Below are 22,264 nucleotides of genomic sequence, written 5' to 3'. Positions count from 1 at the left end.
CGATGTCCCCGTACCGACGTCCGATGTCCCCTTACCGCGTCCTCGTACCGCCGTCCCCCTCCCGGCCGGCGCACCGGACCGCCGCGCACACGGCGGCGCCGGCGTCCCGGTCGGCCGTGTCACCACCGCCCCGGGCCCCGGAGGTCTCCCCGATGAACCAGCCCCGTCCCCCGCGCCCGGTCGTACCCCCGGCCCGGACCGTCCCCGCCCCGGAGACCGCGACCCGGCGGCCCACGGCTCCGCCCTCCGCGGCGTCGCCGTCGGCCCGGCGCACCGTGCTGGTCGCCGGCGCTCTCGCCGCGCTCGCCTCTGCCGCCGCGAGCTGCTCCGCACCGGGCGACCCGGACGACGGCCGCCCCGGCGCACCCCGCCCCTCCGCCGCCTCCCCCCGTCCGCGCACGACGGGGTCTCCCGGCCCGGCCGCCACCCCCACCGGCGGCGCCCCGGCGGACTGGCCCGCGCTCGGCCGCAGCCTCGACGGCTCGCTCGTACGGCCCGACGACGCCGCCTACGCCACCGCCCGCCGGGTCTACAACACCCGCTTCGACACCCAGCGGCCCGCGGCCGTCGCTTACGTACGGCACGAGGACGACATCCGCGAGTGCCTCGCCTTCGCCCGTCGCACCGGCACCCCCGTGGCGATCCGCAGCGGCGGCCACTCCTACACGGGCCGCTCCGGCGGCGACGGACGCCTCGTCGTCGACGTCTCGGCCCTGTCCGGAGTCGACCGGGACGGCACCATCGGCGCGGGTGCCCGGCTCGGTGACGTCTACCGGGGCCTCGGCGCCCACGGCCTCACGATCCCGGGCGGCTCCTGCGCCACCGTCGGGATATCCGGCCTCACCCTCGGCGGCGGCCACGGCGTCGCGTCCCGCGCGTACGGCCTGACCTGCGACAGCCTCACCTCCGCCACCCTGGTCACCGCGGACGGTGCCACCCTGACCGCCGACACCGTCCGGAACCAGGACCTCTTCTGGGCACTGCGCGGCGGGGGCAACGGCGGCTTCGGCGTCGTCACCCGCCTCCGCTTCCGTACCTCCCCCGCCCCGCGGACCGTCGTCTGCGACCTCAGCTGGCCGTGGTCCCGGGCCGGTGCGGTGCTCGCCGCCTGGCAGGAGTGGGGCCCCGACCAACCGGACGAGATCTGGTCCTCCCTCCACCTCTCGGCGAGACCGGGCGGCGCCGAACCGACCGTGACGCTCTCCGCGTTCAGCCTCGGCACCTACGGCGACCTCCAGAACGCGGTGGACCGGCTCGCCGACCGCGCCGGTTCCTCCGCGTCCACCGTCTCCCTGCGCCGGCGCGGCTACGAGGAGGCGATGCTGCTCTACGCCGGCTGCGCGGGCCTCACCGCCGAGGAGTGCCACCTGCCCGGTACGACCCCGGGGCGCACCGCCCGGGGAGCCCTCGGGCGCGAGACGTACGCGGCGGCCTCCGACTTCTTCAGCCGCTCGCTGCCGCCGGAGGGGATCCGCGCCCTCACCGGCCGCGCCGAGGCGTTCAGCCGCCTCGCCGGCGCCGGGGGCTCGGAGGGATCGGTCATCCTCACCGCGCTGGGAGGGGCGGTCAACCGGGTCGCCCGGGACGCGACCGCCTTCGTGCACCGCGACTCGCGGATGCTCGCCCAGTACCTCGCCTCCTGGCCGCCGAACACCGCCGGCAGCGTGGCACAGGGATGGCTGAAAAACACCCATGCGGCGATGCGCCCCCACGCCTCCGGGGAGGCGTACCAGAACTACGCCGACCCCACGCTGACCGACTGGCGTCACGCCTACTTCGGCACCTCGGCCGACCGCCTCGGCAAACTCCGCGGGCGGTACGACCCCGGGCAGCTCTTCGCCGGCCCGCAGACGCCGTGAGGGAGGTGGCGGCGGCGGGGACGGCGGTGGCGGCGGCTGGGTGTGTGATGGCCGTGGCTGGGTCTGGGACGGCCGCGGCTGGGACAGCGGTCCCGTCCGCGCCGACCGCTACGGGAGCCTTGCTCCGTGGCCGTACGCGACAGGGCGCCGGTCCCTGACGGAGACCGACGCCCTGCGGGAAGTCGTCCGGCGCCCTGCTGTGGGTCGCGTGCGCCGTGTGCGCCCGCGTGCCGTGCGTGCCTGTGCCCGACGCTCCGTCAGGCGGCGAGATCCTTGTCGCTCGTTCCGCCGTCGCGGCCCGTCCTCGGCTCGGGAACACCGAGCGCGGAGCCGAGGCCGGCGGCCGGGAGGCCCACCCGCCGGGACCGCACGAGGAAGCCCACCCGCGGTGACCGCGACACCGCGGCCACCAACGGAGTCAGCAGCGCCGTCGCCAGAGGGGCCAGAAGGAGCACCACGGCCGTGCCGAGGGCGAGGCCGCCGATGACGTCGGTCGGGTAGTGCACGCCCATGTAGACGCGGCAGAACCCCTCCGCGAACGCGAGGCCCAGCGCGACCAGGCCGAACTTGCGGCCGGCCACGAAGATCCCGACGGCGACGGCCATCGCCATGGTGGCGTGGTCGCTCACGAAGGAGAAGTCGTTCTTGCCGTCGACGAGGACGTCGAGCCCTTGGTGGTCCTTGAACGGGCGGGGGCGCTCCACGAATCCCCGGATGGGGATGTTGACGAGGAGGGCGATGCCCGCGGCGAGCGGCGCCCAGACGAGCGCCGCGACCCCGGCCACCGAGTCCTCGGCCGTGCCGCGCCGGCGCACGCTCCACCAGCACCACAGGACCACCAGGGCCATGCCGAGCATGATCCCGTACTCACCGACGAACTCCATGACGTGGTCGAGCCAGGTGGGTGCGGACTTGGCCAGCCCGTTGATGTCGTAGAGCAGGCTGACGTCGGGGTTCGACCCATCGAGTGCGAGTCCAGCCATCTGCCGAGGCCCCTTGCCTTGTCTGCTGCCGCGGCGCGCGTCCTTGCGCGCCGCCTGTGGTCGAACCCCCCGCATCCGGTGTGATCCGGTACCGCGTGCGTGCCGGGGCGTCCTGCGACGCGGCACGGCACGGGGCGCCCGCCGCACGGTCAGTGCGCCGGCCGTCCCACCCCCAGGGAACGGCTTACCGGTGGCAACGGTTCCGCCCTCCACCGAATGATCACCATGACGTTATCGAAGAGTGACTCGTCGTCGCAGTTCAGACCCCGGGCCTTCCGCCATGTTCCGGCCACCGCCACCTCCCGGGTCACGTCGGATCCTCAGGCCTGCGGGAGAGCGGTGGGAAGCGCCGCCGCGCCGTCCTTGGTGACCCGCGTCGCGCCGAAGTAGTCGGGACTGTCGATCGAGTCGAACCGGATCACCGCACCGGTGTACGGCGCGTTGATCATGTACCCGCCACCGACGTAGATCCCCACGTGGTGGATGGCCCGCGAATTGGTCAAGTCGTCGGAGAAGAAGACCAGATCACCGGGGAGCAGTTCGTCCCGCGAGGGATGCGCCCCCGCGTTGTACTGGTCGTTGGCGACCCGGGGGAGCTCGATGTCCACGCTCCGGTACGCGGCCTGCGTCAGCCCGGAGCAGTCGAACCGCCCGCCCTGCTCGGCCGTGCCGTTCCCGCCCCAGAGGTACGGGGTGCCCAGTTTCTGCTGCGCGTAGTAGATCGCCCCGGCCGCCTGCTGCGAGGGCGCCACCCGGCCGACCGGCTTCGCGAAGCTCTTCTCCAGGGACCGGATGATCTTCACGTAGTTCTGCGTCTCGGCGATCGCGGGAACCCCGCCGGACCGGATGACCCGGTAGGCGCCCGCGTTGTAGGAGGCGAGCATGTTGTCGGTCGGATCGCCCGGCACGTCCTTCACGTATCCGGCGAGCTCACAGTCGTACGAAGCCGCCGAGGGGATGGCGTCCGCCGGGTCCCACACGTCCCGGTCACCGTCACCGTCGCCGTCGAGGCCGTGCGTCGCCCACGTACCCGGGATGAACTGGGCGATGCCCTGGGCGGCCGCCGCGCTCTGCGCCCGCGGATTCCACCCGCTCTCCTGGTACAGCTGCGCGGCGAGCAGCGCCGGGTTGATCGCGGCGCAGAGCGTGCCCCACTTCTCCACGAGCGGCTGATAGCGCGCGGGCACCGCTCCCTTGGCCAGCCCGACCGCCCCGCCCGCCCCCGCGATGCCCGCGGCGGCGGAGTACGTACCGACCACGAGCAGCCCCACGAAACAGAGGCACAGCCCGATCCCGCCGCCGAGGAACACCCAGTATTTCCGCACCCCTCAACCATCCCCTACCGAGCCGTGGTTCACATGGCCTTTCGAGGGTGTGTACGAGTCAACCGAAGCACACGCACCTCTGACTCCTCCGCAGAGTGCTCCCCCCGACCGACGTCCTCCGCGTTCCGCCCCCAGCGCCCGCCCTCCGCCCCGGCCCCCTGTGGGCGTGGCTCTCCGGGACGGTGCCCGGCAGTGGGCGCCCGCCGGACGGCGTCTCGCGGGACGGTGTTCGCGGGACGGTGTTCGCCGGACGGTGTTCGCGGCTGAGTCTGCCGGACGCCGTCCGAGGGCTGTGTCCCGGGCGGACCTGCGGGACTCGTCCAGGGGAAGCCGCCCGACGCACTGTCAGGACGGCCGCACCGGTGCTCCACCTCTCCGCGACATCCCGCTCAGGAGGCTCCCTCGGACCAGTACGGGGATTCCACATCGGGCCGCGGCAGGGGGTAGACCCCTTCGTACGAGGGTCCGTTCGGTTTCGACGCGGACGCGGCCACCTTCGACTCCCGTACGCACGGGCTGTCCACCTCGAAGAACACCTGCCCCCCGCCCCGTACGCTCACGCTGATGCCGAACCCCTCCGCCTGCGCGTACACCGCGGGGAACTCCTCGTCGGTGTTCACCGCCTTGATCCGGTAGTCGCGCTCGCGCCAGAACGACTCCACCCTGTCCAGGAACTCCTGCCGCCGCTCGGGCGCGACGACCGTCATCACCGTGCGCCGGCGCGTCACGTCGCACGAACCGGTCGTGGTCGGGCCGTGCGCCCACCGGACCGCGGGCTCGATGGCCCCCAGCGTGAGGTCGAGCATGTCGTCGGCGCGCTCGGCGGCACCCTGCATGTCCATCGCGCTCATGGCACTCTCCGTGCTCCCGCTCGTCGCCGTGGCCCCCGTCTCCGCAGCCCTCGGAGCCGTGGTGTTCCCGCTGGGGCTGCTGAGGCCGTTGGGGCCGGAACCGGCCGACCCCGCCTGCTGCCCGCCGCAGCCGACCAGCGCGACACCGAGCGCCAGAAGGGCGCCCGCTGTCCGGACCCTCCGCCTCATCGCTGTTCCTCCATCTTCAGACTGCTGGAATGCCCCGAGACGATCAGGGCGATGCTGTCGGCCGACATGGCGTCCCGCACCGGGTCGAAGTACTGCGAGTGCGCCTCCGCGCTGATGCCGTGCCCGCTGATCAACGGCGGCCCGGGGTCCACCGGAAAGCGGACGGCCCCGAACGCCTTGCTCGCCGGATCCTTCCCGAACCAGAGGTCGTCGTCGCCCGGATCCGCGAGGTCCCCCGCGAAGTAGGCCCCCGCCGGACCGAGGGCCAGCAGTCCCAGCGACCCCACGACCGCCTGGGTCTTCGACGGCAGCTTGGTCACCGGGTCGTTCGCCGCCGCGCCGACGAACACGTGCCGGGCGCCGACCCCCAGATCCACCGCCTGGTCGACGCCCACCCCCGGACTGCCCACGAGGACGATGTCGTCGACGCCGGGGATCCCGCCCTCCCGCTGGGTGGCCGCGCCCACCGTCCGGGAGCCGTAGGAGTGGCCGATCGCGGTGAAGTGCGGGTCCGCGTGGGTGTTCGTCGCCGTCAGCCCGGCCCAGAAATCGCTGTAGGCGGCCCCACCCTTCACCGCCCGCCCGGTGCCCATGATGGCGAAGTACCCGGCAATCCCGTCGCCGTCCGGCAACTGCGGGGCGTCGTACCCCAGCCAGACGACGGCGGCGCTCGACGTCTCGTACCCCTGCGCCCCGATCGCGGTGTCCCGCGCCCGCTTCAGGTCGTTCTGCGCGAACTCCTTGTCCAGCGAGGTGTTCAGCCCCGGCACGTACGCCGACACGTGCTGCGCCAGGTCCGGATTCCCGTACGAGACGATCGCCCGGCCGTTGCCCTCGTCACCGATCCCCAGGAGGAACATCGGTGGCTGCGAGCCCTCCTTCACCTGCCGGTCGATCTCCCTCATCCCCTCCAGCATCCTCTTGGACTTCGTGTCGCCGCGGCCTTCCAGCCGGGTGATCAGGGTCTGGAGGTTCTGCCGGTTGGCTCGGTCCCGGATCGAGGCGGGGATCCCGTCCAGGTTGCCGATCCGTTCCGGTGACACCTCCAGGTACCGCGCACGCTCGGCCGCGCTCAGCCCGTCCCACCACGCCTTGCGCGCCGCCGCCGGGGCGTTCACCGGGATCCGGTCGTTCAGGAACCGCCGTTCGTCCTCGCGGACCGCCGCCGTTACCCGGGATCCGGACCCGGGCAACCCCATCCCCCCGACCCCGACGCCCCCGGACGCCTCGGCCCACGCCCCGATCGCCCCGGCCCAGTCCCCCGACGCCTTCTCGGCCCCGGCACCCCCGGCCCTCCCGGACCACGGGTCGCCGAGCCGGGCGATGCTCTCCCGCGGGTGCCGTACGGCCCTGGCCGCACCTCCGAGATCCCCCAGGAGCCCATCGGTGACCAGGCCATGGAAGAACCCGCCGTGGCTCGGGCGGGGGGTGGGGCTTGCGGGGGTGGTGGGGGCTGCGGGGGTGGTGGGGGAGCCGGATGTGCCGGACGACCCGGATGTGCCCGACGACCCGGATGCGCCGGACGTGCCGGCTGCTTGCGCGTGCTGCGGGGCGGTGCGCTCGGTGGTGGCGCCTTCGGTTGCTGAGCCTTCACCGGTCCCGCCTGCGGTAACGGTGCCCTGATCGCCGTTGGTCGCACCGGTTGCGGTGCCGCCGGCAGTGGTCGCGGCGCTTCCGCCTATGTTCGAGCCCCCGCCGGATGCGGTGGACACCCCGCCGTCCGTGCCGCCTTGCCTTCCACCGTCAGCGCCGGGCCCGCCGGAAGATCCGGCCGTACGGCTCTCGTTCTCTCCTCCGGCGACCACGTCGCCGCCTGCCGAGGAGCATGCGCTCCCGGTCAACTGGCAGATGGCACCGCGTATCTCGCCGGTGAGCTGGGTACCGACGGACGTCGCCGTGATCGCCCCGACCAAGGCCACCACGATCAACACGAGGCCGAGGTACTCCATCGCGCTCTGACCGCTGTCCCGGCGAGCAGCGAAAATACCGCCCACGCTGAAGCGCGGCCCCTTTTCCCGTTCCGCAACAGGCGTCCGGAACCATCCCCGCACCGCCGGCCGACACAGCAGCACCATGACGACTACGGGCAGCACCAGTTGCGGAAGGCCTCCCGTCCCTGCGCCCGCGTGACCCAACGTCGCCAGCGAACCGAGCAGGAGCCAGACCTGCATCCCCAGCAGCCCGAGCCACACTCCGCGCCCGCTGATACGCGCGTAGAGCGAGAGCAGAAAACCGACGGATCCCGGCAGCGCGGCATACAGAAGCCACCCCAGTAGCCGCCCGTCCACCGCATCCACCGAGGACGCCAACGCGAGCACGTTGATCACGCCCAGGACAGTGCTCGCGAAAACCAGTCGTACGAGAACTAAGCAGGCCTGTAACGCCCTTGGTCTGCGGCGTCCACCATCCGCCAGCCGAGTGGCGCCCGTCGCACCACCCCCCGGAACCGCAAGTTCTCGTATGCCAGACACGTGGGGGTCCTCCAGCTCACAAGTACGTGCGGTGGCAGACCAGCCACCGCACGTAGAGGACCACACCCCTGCCGCCCAAGGCATGGGCCCCAGGACCCAAACCGGGACTCAAATAGCTTCCAGGAAAGGTCAGTTGACCGACGAGGCTTTCACGGCGGCCACCACCCGGTCACTGCCTCAGGAGGCCGGCGAACTTCCGGATGTGGCCGACCAGAAGTCGGAGTGAATGTTGGGGCGCGGAATGTTTTCCATGCCCTCGTAACTGGGGGTGTTGGGCTTGCTTTTTGAATCGACGACCTCGGAGTTTTCAACACACGGACTGTCTACGCGGAAAAATGCTTGTCCGGATCCTCCGAATCGCAACACCAAGGTAAAACTCTCCTGCGTCCTCGCATAAATCGCGGGGAACGTTTCATCATTATTGATCGCCGTGATTTCATATCCACTTTTTCGCCAAAACCGATCTACGACCCCCAAAAAACTGCCACGCCTCGCTTCCGAAATGACAGTCATGACTGTCCGCCTGCGCGATACCTCACAACTACCGATGCTTGTGGGACCATGAGTCCAATGAACGGCAGGCTTAATATCTTGGAAAACGGCATCAAGCGCGTTGTCACCGTACTGCGCAGCTTCCTGCATATCCATATCTTGCCGCCACTCTCGGGAGCATGCCGATCCGCACAACGCTACGAGCACCGCGATTAAAATTGCGCATTTCCTACTCATCAACGAGGATCCTTCGTTTTGATCTTCGCGGACTGGCCAGCAGCAATCAGTGCAATATTATCTGCGCTCACGCTATCCAAATCCGGGTCAAAATATTGGGAATGCGAGGCAACGGATCCGAACCCAAGGAAGGACGGACCGTCTGACGTATAGAACCGCCGTGCTCCGAAGGCCCCACTAGCTGGATCCCTACCAAACCATCCTTCGTCAGAATTTGGGTCAGCAACCTTGGCTGCGATGACAGATCCAGTTGGCCCACCGGCAAGGAATCCGACCACACTCGCCGCTACTTCAGTCTTTGAAGGGAACGTGGTTACAAAATCATTATCGGCAGCACCGACGAAGACGTGATCAGCACCCACCGACATGTCACTAGCATGATCCACGCCAACTCCTGGACTGCCTACTAGGACGATGTCGTCGACGCCCGAAATGCCGCCCTCAAGTTGCGAGGCAGCGCCTACGGTCCGAGAACCATACGAGTGGCCAATGGCGGTCAGATGCGGATTATCATTCTCATTCGCAACGAGCATCCCATCCATGAATCCATCCAAAGCAGCTCCACCCTCTGTCGCCGACGCAGATCCCGCCACCTCAAACGAATGGAACCAGTCAGGAGATTGCGGCGCGTCGTAGCCCAGCCAAACAATGACCGAACTAGACCCATCGATTTCTCGCGCCGCAACGGCAGTATCCCTGGCTCTCTTAACATCCGACGTAAAAAACTTTGTGTCCAATGATGTATTTAGCCCGGGCACGTAGGTCGCAACATTCCTCGACGTATCCGGATTTCCATAGGCCACGATCGCGCGCCCGTTCCCCTCGTCGCCAATGCCGAGCAGGTACATCGGCGGGTCGCCCGCCTTGAGCGGCGCCTGCAATTGCTCGTCGATCAAGCGCAGCGCCTCGAGTTTCTCCGCCGCGTCGTGACCGCCCACCCCCTCCAACTTGCCGATCAGCAGCTGGAGGCTGTCCCGGTTGGCGGCGTCGCGTACAAGAGCGGGGATTCCGTCGAGGTTCCCGATGATGTCCGGGTAGGTCGCCAGGTACTCGTCACGAAGCTCCTGCGGGAGGCCGGCCCACCATTCCTTACGCTCGGCGGCCGTCGCCTGGTACGGGATGTGGTCGTTCAGGTAGGCCCGAGCGGCCGCCCGCACGGATGCCATGTCGGCCGCAGCGTCGGTCCACGCCGCGTTCGGGACGTTCAGGCCGTCCTCGGCCTTCAGGTCACGGAGGATGCGCGCGTACCGCACGTCCGCGTCGGCAGCCATCGTCACCGACCTGGCGATCCGGTCGGCGATGCCCTGCGCGGTGGCCGCATGAGGATTGGGAGCGGTGAGGGCACCCGACGGCCCTCTCAGATCAGGGAATCCGCTGCCGGCGACGGTCCTTCCCCCCGGAAGCGGCGTCTCCGCGATCAGGCCGGCCTTCTCCGGGTAGGACACCGAGCCGTCCGGGTGCACGGTGAACTGCAGACCCGCAGCGTCCGCCAACGCCTCGCGGACCGACTTCTGGTGCGCGCGCACCTCGTGCGCGAGGCTGTTGAGCGCCGTGCGTACGAGCCCGGTCTCCGTATAGACGTACTGGAAGTTCCTGGCCAGCTGTCGCAGGCGGTCGAGGGCGGCGTCCGCCGCCTCACCTTCCTGTGTGTCCCGCAGGCCGATGATGATCTGTTGGTCGATCCGGTCGCGCGCCGCGTCCGCTCTGCCGCTGAGGCGGCCCCAGCCGTCGGCCGCGCCGTCCAGCTCCCCGCACGGTACGGAGAGGAGCGCCGACCACGTCAGTTCCCCCTTCACGTGTCACTCCCGCCGAGGAAGTACAGCGCAGAGGGGGGCGTCGGCCCCGAGGCCGGTGGCGACGGGGCGAGGTGCGGTACCGGCGACGGCTGCGCCGGGACGTCCGTCCGCGGGCCGAAGCTCTCCCGCACCGCCTGGTCCGTCGCGCCCTGTTCCCGCGCGACGGCCCGCAACTTGCCGGCGAGGCTTCCGCACTCACCCTGCGCCGTCCCCACGCGACGCACCCAGGACTCACGGACGGCCGCGAGCTCACGCAGTACCGCGAAGTGACCCGCGGATTCGCCGGCCAGCAGCCCTTCGTGCGACTTCTCCAGTTCGGCGCGGGCCGGTGCGAGATGGGTGTGGAGCGCCTCCGCACCACCCGCGGCCCTGACCCATGGGCCGTCGCTGTGCTGCAACCGCGCGTGGCCGGACACAGAGCCTCCCGGCCCCCGGCCCGGCCCTGGCCCATCGGCCGGACCGTCCGTGTCGTGGCCGTGCACCGGCTGCTCGGCCAGGTCTCTCAGTGTCTGCCGCCCCTGCGGCTGTCCGATCACGGACACCGCCCTCACCCCGTTCCTTGATCTCAGATCGTGGAGCGGCAGCACTGTGCCAAATCATGGAAGGGCGACGCGCCGCCCTTCCTCGACCCAACCTGGCGCGGGCCCGGTATCCCGGGGGCGTACACGGGTGGATCCGGCTGCGGTTTCACCCGAATGAAGGGCGGACCGTCAACCCGTACCACCCGAGCGGTGGTGACGGGACGCGCTCACTCCGGTTTCTCTCCGCACACCACCCACAGCAGTTTGCCGCCCTGGCCCGACGGGGCGCCCGGCAGAGCGAGTCCACCCCAGCTGTCCGCACACATCTGTACGAGAGCCAGACCACGGCCCCGCTCGGTGAGCGAGGTCTGCTGCGCCGGTACGTACGCTTCGGGACCCCTGGCGCCTCGGGTGCTTCCGTGCTCCCCCGAGTCCCGGAAGGGGGGCGGGATCTCCGGATTGCTGTCCCAGACGCTGAGCCGGATCCGCCCCTGGCCGGCGCCGCACATCCGCAGCGAGTACGAGCCCCAGGAGTGCTGGTAGGCGTTGGTCGTCAGCTCACTGACCATCAGCTCGGCCGTGTCGGCCAGACCAGTCATCCCGTGTGCCCGCAGCACGACCCGCAGGACCGAGCGGGCGACGCCCGGAGAACGCGGATCGTGCGGCAGTTGAAGGGTGTACGCCCACGGCGGCGATACGGTGGGTGCGTGCATGGAAGTCCCCGTTCGTTCGGTGCGGTTGGCGGGCCCCGTACGGCACCCGACGTCCGAACCGGCCGACCTGCGGGCTCGTCGCGGGCACCTGTCCCACGATCACGGTAGAGGGGCCATGTAATACATTCCCTCCACTCGGGGTAATGCATGCCCTATAACACCCGTACGAGTGACTGGGCGAAGGGAGGCCGATGGCGACCAACTCGACTCCCACGGCACGTCGGCGACGACTCGGCGCGGAGTTGCGCAAGCTCCGTGAGCGCGCCGGCATCACCGCCACGGAGGCCGCTGTCCTGCTCGGCGGCAACCAGGCGCGGATCAGCAACATCGAGGCCGGCCGGTACGGCGTGAGCGCCGACCGGGTCCGGGCCCTGTCACGCCACTACGCGTGCACCGACCGCGCTCTCGTGGAGGCGCTGGCGGCGATGACCGGCGAACGCCGCAGCGGTTGGTGGGAGGAGTACCGGAGCGACCTGCCTGGCGGGCTGCTCGACCTCGCCGAACTCGAACACCACGGCACCGCACTCCGCGCCGCCACCACCTGCACCGTCCCCGACCTGCTGCAGACCGTCGAATACGCCCGGGACTCCCTCGCGCAGGCAGTTCCCGAACTCTCCCCACCCGAAGTCGAGCGCCGGCTCTCCTTCCGCATCAGACGGCAGGAAGTCGTCTTCCGCACGGACGCGGTGCCGTTCCGCGCGGTCATCCACGAGGCCGCCCTGCACATGGGTCTCGGCGGCCCCCGGATCGCCGGCCCGCAACTGCGCCACCTTCTGGCGATGAGCGAGCGGGAGACCGTGACCCTCCGCGTCATCCCCTTCGCCTCCGGCGGTCAGCCGGTGACCGGACAACCCATCACGTACGTAAGGGGATCCGTCCCGGAGCTGGACACCGTGCATCTGGAACAGCCGCACGGCCTGACGCAGCTGGATGCCGAAGCACCTCTCCGGACCTACCGCCACGTGCTGGACCGTCTCGAGTCACTCGCCCTGGACGCATCCGGGAGCCGTGAGCTTCTGCACTCCTTCGCGACCGAGCGCTCGTGACCCAGGTGGACATGACGTTGCGTCACCCCCGTGGCGAACGCGACGGCGTACGACCCGCTCTCGAACAGCGCATCCGAACACGGGCGGCCCGACGAGCGCTGCGATCGCGCCAGAATGCCGCACCCATCCTCATTGCCCATCGTCACGGAGCGTGATACACAGAGTGATCGTGCGGTATCGCCGCCGGTCCGGAGCGCACCGCAGGTCAGGGCGGTGGTTCCGGTCATGTGTGCGAGATCCGGGTAAAGAGACCCGTGAAGGCGTCGTACGACGGCGGTTTCATCAGCGAAGATAGACGGCATGACCCGCACCGGCCGGCGCGGGCGGCGAAGTACCCAACTGGGGCGGTGACTTACATGATCCTGGCAGCTGAAAAGGGCGACATCACCACCATCATCGGCGGAATCGCGCCGAACTGGGGCCCGTTCGGAACGCTGGGCAACGAGGCGCGCATCATGATCGAGGTGGTGATGGCGGTCGCCATCCTGCTCTGCCTCGGTATCGCGATCTGGGGCGCGGCCAAGCAGCGCATCGGCGCGACTGCCCTGCGCGACACCTTCAGCGCGGAACAAGGCAAGGGCCTGATCGTCGCGGGTCTGACCGGCGTCTTCATCATCGGCTCCCTCGGCACCCTCTTCACCATCGTGTACGGCATGGCGGTCTGACGGCCCGTCGGCACCAGGGATGCCGTCGTCCGCCGTCTCCCCACCACCATCCGTCCGTCGCGCCCCCGGCTGAGGTCGAGTCATCCCATGTCGAGTCACCGCACCGCACCCGCGAGGCGCCCAGCAGAGCTACCGTCATATGACGGCAGTCCGCACACGGCTGAGGGGACGTACGCGGCATGAGCTACGACGACGAGCAGGGCTACGGAAGCAGGGACTCCGGCGGCCGGGACGACAGCGCGTACAGCACGCTGGGCGGCACCCGCCAGACGCGCACCCGCCTCCCCGAAGGCAACCCCGGCGCGCCCCACGGCCGGCGGCCCGCCCGCAACTCCCGCTCGCTGGTCATGGCTGTCGGCGTGGTGGTGCTGCTCGTCGCCGCCATCGCGTTCGCGAACCTCGGTGGTGACAAGGGCGACGACGCCGCGCCCACCACCTCCGGCACTTCGGCCGACGGCGGCTCGGACACGACACGAGGCACCGCCCCGACCGCCCCCACCGGCACCGACCCCGTCACCGGCAAGAACGGCACCATCGCCTCGGGCTTCGCCCACGACGAGCAGGGGGCCCAGAGCGCGGCGGCGAACTATGCGGTGGCTCTGGTATCCGCCGACATTCTCAAGCCGGACCGACGAGCGCAGATCATCAGCCAGGTGTTCACCGCCGAGCGCGCCGGGGAGCTGGCGGCCAAGTTCGACCAGTCCTACAACGAGAGCTTTTTGAACAAGCTCGGTCTGGACAAGAGCGGCAATGCGCCCAGTGGCCTCACGTACGTCTCACGAACCGCGCCGGTGGGAACGAAGCTGACCAGCTACGCGGATTCCTCCGCCAGAGTCGAGGTGTGGTGCACGGGCGTCTTCGGCACCGCAGGGGTCAGCTCGACCAACCCGGTAAGCAACGACTGGTTCACCATGACGTTCGAACTTCACTGGGTGGCCGACGAGTGGAAAGTCGACAGCTTCACTCAGAAAGACGGCCCCGCGCCGGTGAATACGGATCGCACCGCCGCGAGCGCCGATGAAATCGCCAAGGCAGTCGAGGAGTACGGAGGGTTCACTTATGCCCGTTAGCTCCCGCCTGGCGGCTAAAGCAGGCATCGCGCTCGCGATTCTTCAAGGGACGCTGCTGACTTTCGCAGCACGTGCTGCCGCAGCACCATCGCCCTCACCCACGCCATCCCCCTCCCCGAGTGGGGACAGTAAGTGCGAGCTCATTGTCGGCCCCGCCAAGGACTACTGCGAAGGCGACACCGGCGCACGCACCACGCCTCCCGACACCACCGACGACCCCCTGGACCCCCTCACCTCCCTCGCCCACGGCTGCGCCGATGCCGCGTCCTACCTCATCGGCCAGCTCAGCAAGGCAGTCGAGGGCACCGCCACCGTCGACTTCACCAACGAGTCCTTCCGCAAGCAGTACGCGATCGTCTTCGCCGCCTCCACCATCCTGACCCTCGTCCTCTGGCTGTTCGCCGTGGCCAAGCGGGCCATCCGCGGTGTCCCCTTCACCACCGCGCTCTCCGAGGCCGTCGGGTACCTCTGGCTCACCGTGCTGGCCTCGGCCTTCACGCCGCTCATCCTGTACGTCGTCGTCTCGGCCACCGACGGGGTCACCGAGGTGATCTCGTCCGCCACGGGCGGCCAGTCCGACGTCTTCTTCGGCTCGTTCGCCGAGGCGCTGGAGAAGGGCGACGGCATGGGCGGCGGCCCGATCATGCTGATCGTCGTCTCCCTCGTCTCCCTCCTCGCCGCCGGCATCCTCTGGCTGGAGCTGGTCATCCGGGCGGCCCTCCTCTACGTCGGTGCGCTGCTGGGCGTGGTGGTGTACGCCGGGCTGGTCGACAAGAACATGTGGGGCCACGTACGCCGCTGGGCGGGCATCATGATCGCGGTGATCATGGTCAAGCCGGTGATCGTGATCGTCCTCGGCCTCGCGGGCGCGCTCTCCGCCGACGACGGCCCCGACGCGCTCTCCGCCGTCGTCTCCGGCCTCTCCATCATCCTGCTCGCCATCTTCGCCTCGGCGATGATCTACCGCTTCGTCCCCGGCTTCGGCGACGAGATTCAGGGTGCGCGCACCAACCGCAAGCAGGCGACCGACGGCTCCCAGGCCGCCGCCCTGGTCAGTTCGCCCGCCGCACTCGTCTCCCAGGGCATCAAGACGCACAGCGGCCGCAACGACCAGAACAGCGGCGGCGGAGGCGGCGGACGCCCCGCCAACCCGGTCAGCGGCGGTGTCGCGGCCCACAGCTCCCGGGGCACCGGGGGCGGAGGGGCCGCCCCCGCACCCCGCAGCGGTTCCGGTCCCACCTCCGGGACCCCCCACAGCAGCCGCTCCCCGCGGGGCGGTTCCGGCAGCACAGGTAATCCGAGCACAGGAGGTGGAGGGCGGTGACGATCCAGTCCCACCCGATCGCGCCCCGCCGCACGTATCTCATCGGCCGCGCCCGGCCGAACGCGATCGTCGGCAAGAACCGCGAGACCGGCGAGATCGCCCTCATCATCGTCGGCGCGTTCCTCGGGATGATGAGCGGTCTCCTCGTCCCGGTGCTCTCGCTGCGCATCGTGCTGCTCACCGGATTCCCGATGCTGGCCCTGGCCGTCGTGTACTTCCCGTACAAGCACCGGACCTTCTACAAGTGGTTCGAGATCAACCGCAGCTTCAAGCGGTCTCTGCGCCGCGGCACCGCCTACCGGTCCTCCGTGATGGAGGCCGGCGTACGGGGCGACGGCCGGGAGGTCGAGGTCGGGCCGCCTCCGGGGATCGGACGGATCAGCTGGCTCTCCGCCCCGTTCGGGCCGGACGAGATGGCTGTCCTCCTGCACGCCGACCGCCGTACCGTGACCGCCGCCATCGAGATCGAGGGCCCCGGTGTGGGGCTGCGCGACAGCGAGGACCAGGAGGCCCTGGTCGACCGCTTCGGGACGCTGCTCAAGCACGTGGCCAACGGCGACGGCTTCGTCACCCGCATCCAGATGCTGGCCCGCACCCTCCCCGCCGACCCGGACGCGCACGCCAAGGACGTGGCCCAGCGGGGCGACCACCACGCGCCGCGCTGGCTCCAGGACTCGTACGACCAGTTGCAGTCGATGGTCTCCACCTCCAGCGAACAGCACCGCGCGTACCTCGTCGCCTGCATGCACCACAGCCGCGAGCTCGGTGCCGAGGCCAACGCGATGGCCCGCGCGGCACGCCCCCAGGGCGGCCGCAAGCTCGACCGCGACAGCGGGCTGGCCGTCGTGATGGCCCGTGAGCTCACCGACATCTGCGCCCGCCTGGCCGAGGCCGACATCCGGGTCCGCCAGCCGCTGGGTCAGAGCCGGCTGGCCTCGCTCGTGCACTCGATGTACGACCCCGACCACCCGATCGACCACATCCAGGCGATGACGAAGCGGAACGCGTGGCCGGCCGAGCTGGACGCGGTCGAGCCGACCTACCTGCAGGCGAAGACCCGGGAGTCCACCACGCGCGCACCGTGGTGCCATGCCACGGCCTGGGTGAAGGAGTGGCCGATGACGCCGGTGGGCGTCAACTTCCTGGCCCCGCTCCTCGTCCACACCCCCGACGTCATCCGTACGGTCGCCGTCACGATGGATCTCGAACCCACCGAGCTCGCGATCGAGCGGATGCTGACCGAGAAGACCAACGACGACGCCGAAGCCAGCCGCCAGGCCAAGATGAACCGCACGGTCGACCCGCGTGACATCGCCGCCCACGGCAGGCTCGACCAGCGCGGTGAGGACCTCGCGAGCGGCGCGGCGGGAGTGAACCTCGTCGGGTACATCACCGTGTCGTCGCGTTCCCCCGAGGCACTCGCGCGGGACAAGCGGACGATCCGGGCCTCGGCCGGCAAGTCGTACCTGAAGCTGGAGTGGTGCGACCGCGAGCATCACCGCGCCTTCGTGAACACCCTGCCGTTCGCGACCGGGATCCGCCGCTGACGCGGGATCCCCGGGCCGGGCGGGCCGGGGGAGAAACCCCGCGCGGGGCTCTCGGTGAGCACCCGGACATCACCGCCACGTTCCAGGAAAGCCACGGACCGCTCCGCGCGACAAGCGCTCCGCACCACCCACCTCCGGGCGACCGGAAGCAGTCGAGAGAGAGGGCAGCCACCTCATGCGCGACCCACTGTCCGCATTGTCGGAAGCCTTCACCGCGTTCCTCTTCGGCAAGGTGGAGACGACCCGCCTCCCCGTACGTACGTCCACGGGCCAGGCCCAGGCCGTCTACCTGCCCACCGCGGCGCCCGGTCTCGGCGACTCGGGAGTGATCATCGGGCGCGAGGTGTACTCCGGCAAGGGGTACATCTACGACCCCTTCCAGTTGTACGGGCAGCAGCTGCCGGCGCCGCACTGGCTGGTGCTCGGCGAGTCCGGCAACGGCAAGTCTGCGCTGGAGAAGACGTACGTCCTCCGTCAGCTCCGCTTCCGCGACCGCCAGGTCGTGGTGCTCGACGCGCAGGGCGAGGACGGGCACGGTGAGTGGAACCTCATCGCCGAGGAGCTGGGGATCACCCCCGTCCGGCTCGACCCCACCGCCGCCCTGAACGGTGGCATCCGGCTCAACCCGCTCGATCCCGCGATCGCGACCACCGGCCAGCTCGCCCTGCTCCGCACGATCATCGAAGTGGCCATGGGCCATGGTCTCGACGAGCGTTCCGGCTTCGCCCTGAAGGTCGCCCACGCCTACGTCAACCTGACCATCACCGACCGCCAGCCGGTCCTGATGGACATCGTCGAGCAACTGCGCCACCCCGAGCCCGAGTCGGCCGAGGCGATGAACGTCGACCTGGACGACGTACGGGCCTGGGGGCTCGACGTCGCGCTCGTCCTGGACCGGCTCGTCGACGGTGACCTGCGCGGCATGTTCGACGGGCCGACGACCGACGGCATCGACCTCGACTCCCCGCTGATCGTCTTCGACCTCTCGCACATCGACCGCAACTCGATCGCCATGCCGATCCTGATGGCGATCGTCGGGGTCTGGCTGGAGCACACCTGGATCAGGCCGGACCGGAAGAAACGCATCTTCCTCGTCGAGGAGGCCTGGCACATCATCAACTCGCCCTTCGTCGCCCAGCTCTTCCAGCGCCTGCTGAAGTTCGGCCGCCGGCTCGGGCTCTCCTTCGTCGCCGTCGTGCACCACCTCAGCGACGTCGTGGACGGCGCGGCGGCGCGTGAGGCGGCGGCGATCCTCAAGATGGCCTCCACCCGGACGATCTACGCCCAGAAGGCCGACGAAGCACGGGCGACGGGCCGGGTCATCGGACTCCCGCGCTGGGCCGTGGAGATCATCCCGACACTGACCCCGGGCATCGCGGTGTGGGACGTCAACGGCAACGTCCAGGTGGTCAAACACCTGATCACCGAGGCGGAACGCCCGCTCGTCTTCACCGACCGCGCGATGACGGAGTCCTCAGCCCACCCCGACGACGACCTGGACGGCCTGCTGCCCGAGTACGCGCGCGAGGCCGAGCGGGAGACGGCACAGCGGGCGGCCCGCATCGAACGGCAACAGCGGCTCGGTGAGACGTCCGAGTCCACGGTGGCCTGAGATGGCGCCGACCTCTCCGGGACCCGGTCCCGGTTTCGGACGGCCGCCCGTCCGGCGCGAGGAGAGAGGCGGTGTTCCCGACGGTCTGCTGATCGGTGGCCTCGCCTTCCTCCTCGGGGCGACGGTGCTGGCCTGGACGGCCGCCGGCCTGGGCGGCCTGCTCGCCCATGGCGCCTGGCCCCGAGGAGTGTCCCTCCCCCGGACCCCCGGCGCCCTCCGCGAGCTCGCGGCCGCACCGCAGGACCTCCCGGGCGCCTGGCCCGCCACCCCACCGGACCAGCTCTCCGGCTACGGCCTCTTCTGGGGCATCCTCATCAGCGAACTGCTGATCCTGGTGGTCCTCGCCGTGTTCCTGCTGGGCGTCGTGACCCGGGGCCGTGCCGTACGCCGTCGCGCCCGCGAGGAGCGCCTGGCCGCCCTCACGCCCCCCGCCCCCGCGCCGTACCCCCCACCGGCCGCTGTCCCCGCACCGGCGTCCGTTGCCTTCACCGCGCCCGGGTACGCGGCCCCGCCCGCGTCCCCGGCGGATCCCGCGCCCCCGTACCCGGTCACACCGCCCCCGCTGCTCCCTTCCCCCCGGACACACGCCACCCCCGCTCTCCTCTACGCCGCTGCCGACGCCCGACGGGAGACCGCCGTCGAGGCCGTACGGAACGCCTCCGGCGGGGCCCTGGTGGTCACGTCCGACCCCGCGGTGTGGGCCGCGACCAAGGACGCCCGCAGCAAGCTCGGGCCCGTCCTCGTCTACGACCCTGGCCACCTCTGCGACACCCCGGCCCGGCTGCACTGGTCGCCCGTCTCCGGCTGTGAACAGCCCGAGGTGGCCGCGGCCCGGGCCGAGGCCCTGCTCGCACCGGTACGGCCGCGGGCCCGCCTCGACGAGGCGACCGCGGACACCGCGCAGACCCTGCTGCAGTGCTGGCTGCACGCCGCGGCCGTGGACGGACGGCCGTTCCGCCAGGTGCACCGCTGGGCACAGGGCGGCAACGCCCAGGACGGCGTACGGCTGCTCCGCACCCACCCGAAGGCGGCGTCCGGTCTCGCCGGTCTGCTCGAGTCGGCCCTCACCGCTCACCCCGAACGCCGCCGCGCCGCACAGGAGCTGACGGCGCGGGCGCTGGGCGCGCTGGGCACGGTCCACATCCGCGAGGCGTGCGCACCGAACCGAACCGATGCCGCCGCGCTGGATTCCTTCGCCACCGAGGGGGGAACCCTCTATGTGGTCGGCGAGTCCATCGAGGACCCCCGCCACCACCCGGGCGCGATGCCCCTGCTCACCGCGCTCGCCTCGCACGTGGTCGAGCACGGCCGCCGCATGGCCGCACGGTCAACCGACGGTCGGCTCGACCCACCACTCACGCTCGTCCTCGACGACGTCGCCGCCGTCGCTCCCCTGCCGTGTCTCCCCGAGCTGCTGAGGACCGGAGAGACCCAGGGTCTCGCCACACTGGCACTCCTGCGGTCTCCCGAACAGGCGGCCGCTCGCTGGCGTACCCCGCTCACCACACCCCCGGTGATCTGAACGCACACGGCCGCCGACCGGATCAGCCCCGCTCCAGGACGTGCTCCAGCTCGAGCGAGGCAGCGCCGTCCGGCCCGGCCGGCCCCGGCACGGTGCTGCCCGTGGGTACGAAGCCGAACCTCCGGTAGAACGCGGCGGCCCGCGGGTTCTCCTCGTGGACGAAGAGCCGCAACCGCGTGAGAAACGGGTCGTGGAGGGCCCAGGACCACTCCACAGCGGTCCGGAAGAGCGCGTCGGTGAGCCCGGTCCCCCGCGCCTGCGGACGTACGAAGACACCGACGAGGTGCCCCTGCACGGCATCCACCGCACCGCCGAAACGGGCAGCCCGATCGGGCCGCTCGACGAGGACCGTGACCGTGCCCGCCCACGTCCCGTCGGCGGCCTCGGCGACGAACTGGGCGGCTTCGTCGCCCTCCGCCCCGCGGGCGGTGCGCTCCTGCCAGAAGACGTCCGGCTGCTCCAGGGCGCTCTCGTACGTCTCCAGGAAGGCGACCGGCGCCGCCGGATCCCGCAGGGCGTCGAGCCGGAGCTCCTTGGCCGACTGCCACTCCGCAGCCCGAACCCGTCGCACCACATCACTACTTCTCATGGACTCATGCTGCCCGCGCGTGCCGGCGCCCTCAACGGGATTCCCGCCGGCGCGGACATTCCCGCGCGGAGGGGAAGGTGCCCGCTGCCGATTCGGCCCTGGAACGCAGAAGACCCCCGTGCCACAAGGCACGGGGGTCTCCCGGAAAAATTGTTCGGCGGCGTCCTACTCTCCCACAGGGTCCCCCCTGCAGTACCATCGGCGCTGAAAGGCTTAGCTTCCGGGTTCGGAATGTAACCGGGCGTTTCCCTAACGCAATGACCACCGAAACACTATGAAATCAACCAACCGGAAAAACACAGCGGATTGTTATTTCAGAACAACACAGTGGACGCGAGCAACTGAGGACAAGCCCTCGGCCTATTAGTACCAGTCAGCTCCACCCGTTACCGGGCTTCCACATCTGGCCTATCAACCCAGTCGTCTACTGGGAGCCTTAACCCCTCAAAGGGGGTGGGAATACTCATCTCGAAGCAGGCTTCCCGCTTAGATGCTTTCAGCGGTTATCCTTTCCGAACGTAGCCAACCAGCCATGCCCTTGGCAGGACAACTGGCACACCAGAGGTTCGTCCGTCCCGGTCCTCTCGTACTAGGGACAGCCCTTCTCAATATTCCTACGCGCACAGCGGATAGGGACCGAACTGTCTCACGACGTTCTAAACCCAGCTCGCGTACCGCTTTAATGGGCGAACAGCCCAACCCTTGGGACCGACTCCAGCCCCAGGATGCGACGAGCCGACATCGAGGTGCCAAACCATCCCGTCGATATGGACTCTTGGGGAAGATCAGCCTGTTATCCCCGGGGTACCTTTTATCCGTTGAGCGACAGCGCTTCCACAAGCCACTGCCGGATCACTAGTCCCGACTTTCGTCCCTGCTCGACCCGTCGGTCTCACAGTCAAGCTCCCTTGTGCACTTACACTCAACACCTGATTACCAACCAGGCTGAGGGAACCTTTGGGCGCCTCCGTTACTCTTTAGGAGGCAACCGCCCCAGTTAAACTACCCATCAGACACTGTCCCTGATCCGGATCACGGACCGAGGTTAGACATCCAGCACGACCAGAGTGGTATTTCAACGGCGACTCCACAACCACTGGCGTGGCCGCTTCAAAGTCTCCCACCTATCCTACACAAGCCGAACCGAACACCAATATCAAACTGTAGTAAAGGTCCCGGGGTCTTTCCGTCCTGCTGCGCGAAACGAGCATCTTTACTCGTAGTGCAATTTCACCGGGCCTATGGTTGAGACAGTCGAGAAGTCGTTACGCCATTCGTGCAGGTCGGAACTTACCCGACAAGGAATTTCGCTACCTTAGGATGGTTATAGTTACCACCGCCGTTTACTGGCGCTTAAGTTCTCAGCTTCGCCGACCCGAAAGTCAGCTAACCGGTCCCCTTAACGTTCCAGCACCGGGCAGGCGTCAGTCCGTATACATCGCCTTACGGCTT

At 69.6% G+C, this 22,264-nt stretch carries 17 protein-coding genes and 2 rRNA genes (1 of these 19 cut by a window edge); 8 read left to right on the top strand and 11 right to left on the bottom strand.

The genetic code is table 11. The features are described 5' to 3' along the window. Window positions 1-152: 152 nt before the first annotated feature. Complete coding sequence (locus tag PZB77_RS16860; protein ID WP_275493421.1) at window positions 153-1,859, top strand: FAD-binding oxidoreductase; 1,707 nt, start codon at window positions 153-155, stop codon at window positions 1,857-1,859. A gap of 257 nt (window positions 1,860-2,116) precedes the next feature. Here PZB77_RS16860 and PZB77_RS16855 read toward each other — a convergent pair whose 3' ends face one another. The 8 genes from PZB77_RS16855 to PZB77_RS16820 form a co-directional block, all read right to left on the bottom strand. Then, entirely contained in the window at window positions 2,117-2,842 is a 726-nt protein-coding gene (locus PZB77_RS16855) for a phosphatase PAP2 family protein (protein ID WP_275493420.1), read from the bottom strand. A gap of 320 nt (window positions 2,843-3,162) precedes the next feature. Continuing rightward, the gene (locus tag PZB77_RS16850; RefSeq protein ID WP_275493419.1) at window positions 3,163-4,167 is read right to left on the bottom strand and encodes a bifunctional lytic transglycosylase/C40 family peptidase; all 1,005 of its coding nucleotides are present in this window, start codon (window positions 4,165-4,167) and stop codon (window positions 3,163-3,165) included. A gap of 389 nt (window positions 4,168-4,556) precedes the next feature. Next, entirely contained in the window at window positions 4,557-5,207 is a 651-nt protein-coding gene (locus PZB77_RS16845; RefSeq protein ID WP_275493418.1) for a hypothetical protein, read from the bottom strand. After that, a complete protein-coding gene (locus tag PZB77_RS16840) occupies window positions 5,204-7,012 on the bottom strand; it encodes an alpha/beta hydrolase (RefSeq protein ID WP_275496092.1) in 1,809 nt (602 codons plus the stop codon). Before PZB77_RS16840 ends, PZB77_RS16845 begins: the two co-directional genes overlap by 4 nt. Before the next feature lie 843 nt (window positions 7,013-7,855). After that, window positions 7,856-8,326, bottom strand: coding sequence for a hypothetical protein (locus PZB77_RS16835; protein ID WP_275493417.1), 471 nt, complete (start codon window positions 8,324-8,326; stop codon window positions 7,856-7,858). Between the two features lie 80 nt (window positions 8,327-8,406). Beyond that, the gene (locus tag PZB77_RS16830; protein WP_275493416.1) at window positions 8,407-10,203 is read right to left on the bottom strand and encodes an alpha/beta hydrolase; all 1,797 of its coding nucleotides are present in this window, start codon (window positions 10,201-10,203) and stop codon (window positions 8,407-8,409) included. Continuing rightward, a complete protein-coding gene (locus tag PZB77_RS16825; protein WP_275493415.1) occupies window positions 10,200-10,619 on the bottom strand; it encodes a hypothetical protein in 420 nt (139 codons plus the stop codon). The genes PZB77_RS16830 and PZB77_RS16825 overlap by 4 nt, the downstream gene beginning before the upstream one ends. Before the next feature lie 332 nt (window positions 10,620-10,951). After that, window positions 10,952-11,437 (bottom strand): ATP-binding protein, encoded by a 486-nt coding sequence (locus PZB77_RS16820; RefSeq protein WP_275493414.1) that lies wholly within the window; start codon window positions 11,435-11,437, stop codon window positions 10,952-10,954. A 191-nt stretch (window positions 11,438-11,628) separates the two neighbouring features. Here PZB77_RS16820 and PZB77_RS16815 point away from each other — a divergent pair, with 191 nt between their 5' ends. The 7 genes from PZB77_RS16815 to PZB77_RS16785 all read left to right on the top strand — a co-directional run bounded on the left by PZB77_RS16815 (window position 11,629) and on the right by PZB77_RS16785 (window position 20,223). After that, window positions 11,629-12,483 (top strand): helix-turn-helix transcriptional regulator, encoded by an 855-nt coding sequence (locus PZB77_RS16815; RefSeq protein ID WP_275493413.1) that lies wholly within the window; start codon window positions 11,629-11,631, stop codon window positions 12,481-12,483. A gap of 356 nt (window positions 12,484-12,839) precedes the next feature. Beyond that, window positions 12,840-13,148: a hypothetical protein gene (locus PZB77_RS16810; RefSeq protein ID WP_014047394.1), complete on the top strand. Its 309-nt coding sequence runs from the start codon at window positions 12,840-12,842 to the stop codon at window positions 13,146-13,148. A gap of 179 nt (window positions 13,149-13,327) precedes the next feature. Further along, window positions 13,328-14,218, top strand: a complete 891-nt coding sequence (locus PZB77_RS16805) for a hypothetical protein (RefSeq protein ID WP_275493412.1) — start codon at window positions 13,328-13,330, stop codon at window positions 14,216-14,218. Then, complete coding sequence (locus PZB77_RS16800) at window positions 14,208-15,542, top strand: hypothetical protein (protein ID WP_275493411.1); 1,335 nt, start codon at window positions 14,208-14,210, stop codon at window positions 15,540-15,542. Before PZB77_RS16805 ends, PZB77_RS16800 begins: the two co-directional genes overlap by 11 nt. Next, complete coding sequence (locus PZB77_RS16795) at window positions 15,539-17,089, top strand: SCO6880 family protein (RefSeq protein ID WP_275493410.1); 1,551 nt, start codon at window positions 15,539-15,541, stop codon at window positions 17,087-17,089. Before PZB77_RS16800 ends, PZB77_RS16795 begins: the two co-directional genes overlap by 4 nt. A 175-nt stretch (window positions 17,090-17,264) precedes the next feature. Next, the gene (locus tag PZB77_RS16790; protein WP_275493409.1) at window positions 17,265-18,701 is read left to right on the top strand and encodes an ATP-binding protein; all 1,437 of its coding nucleotides are present in this window, start codon (window positions 17,265-17,267) and stop codon (window positions 18,699-18,701) included. 1 nt (window position 18,702) lies between these two features. Further along, window positions 18,703-20,223, top strand: a complete 1,521-nt coding sequence (locus PZB77_RS16785) for a type VI secretion protein (RefSeq protein WP_275493408.1) — start codon at window positions 18,703-18,705, stop codon at window positions 20,221-20,223. A gap of 22 nt (window positions 20,224-20,245) precedes the next feature. On the opposite strand, the gene PZB77_RS16780 is transcribed toward PZB77_RS16785, so the two are convergent. From PZB77_RS16780 to PZB77_RS16770, 3 genes are all read right to left on the bottom strand, one after another. Next, entirely contained in the window at window positions 20,246-20,812 is a 567-nt protein-coding gene (locus PZB77_RS16780; RefSeq protein ID WP_275493407.1) for a GNAT family N-acetyltransferase, read from the bottom strand. Window positions 20,813-20,964: 152 nt separating this feature from the next. Then, a 5S ribosomal RNA gene (gene rrf, locus PZB77_RS16775) occupies window positions 20,965-21,081 on the bottom strand. A 74-nt stretch (window positions 21,082-21,155) separates the two neighbouring features. Further along, window positions 21,156-22,264: ribosomal RNA gene (locus tag PZB77_RS16770) — 23S ribosomal RNA — on the bottom strand; it runs 2,016 nt beyond the window's last position.

It is taken from the genome of Streptomyces sp. AM 2-1-1, from assembly GCF_029167645.1.
In the GTDB taxonomy this organism is placed as follows: Bacteria; Actinomycetota; Actinomycetes; order Streptomycetales; family Streptomycetaceae; genus Streptomyces.
Note: the sequence above shows the minus strand (reverse complement) of the source record. Positions and strands in the feature narration are given on the sequence as shown.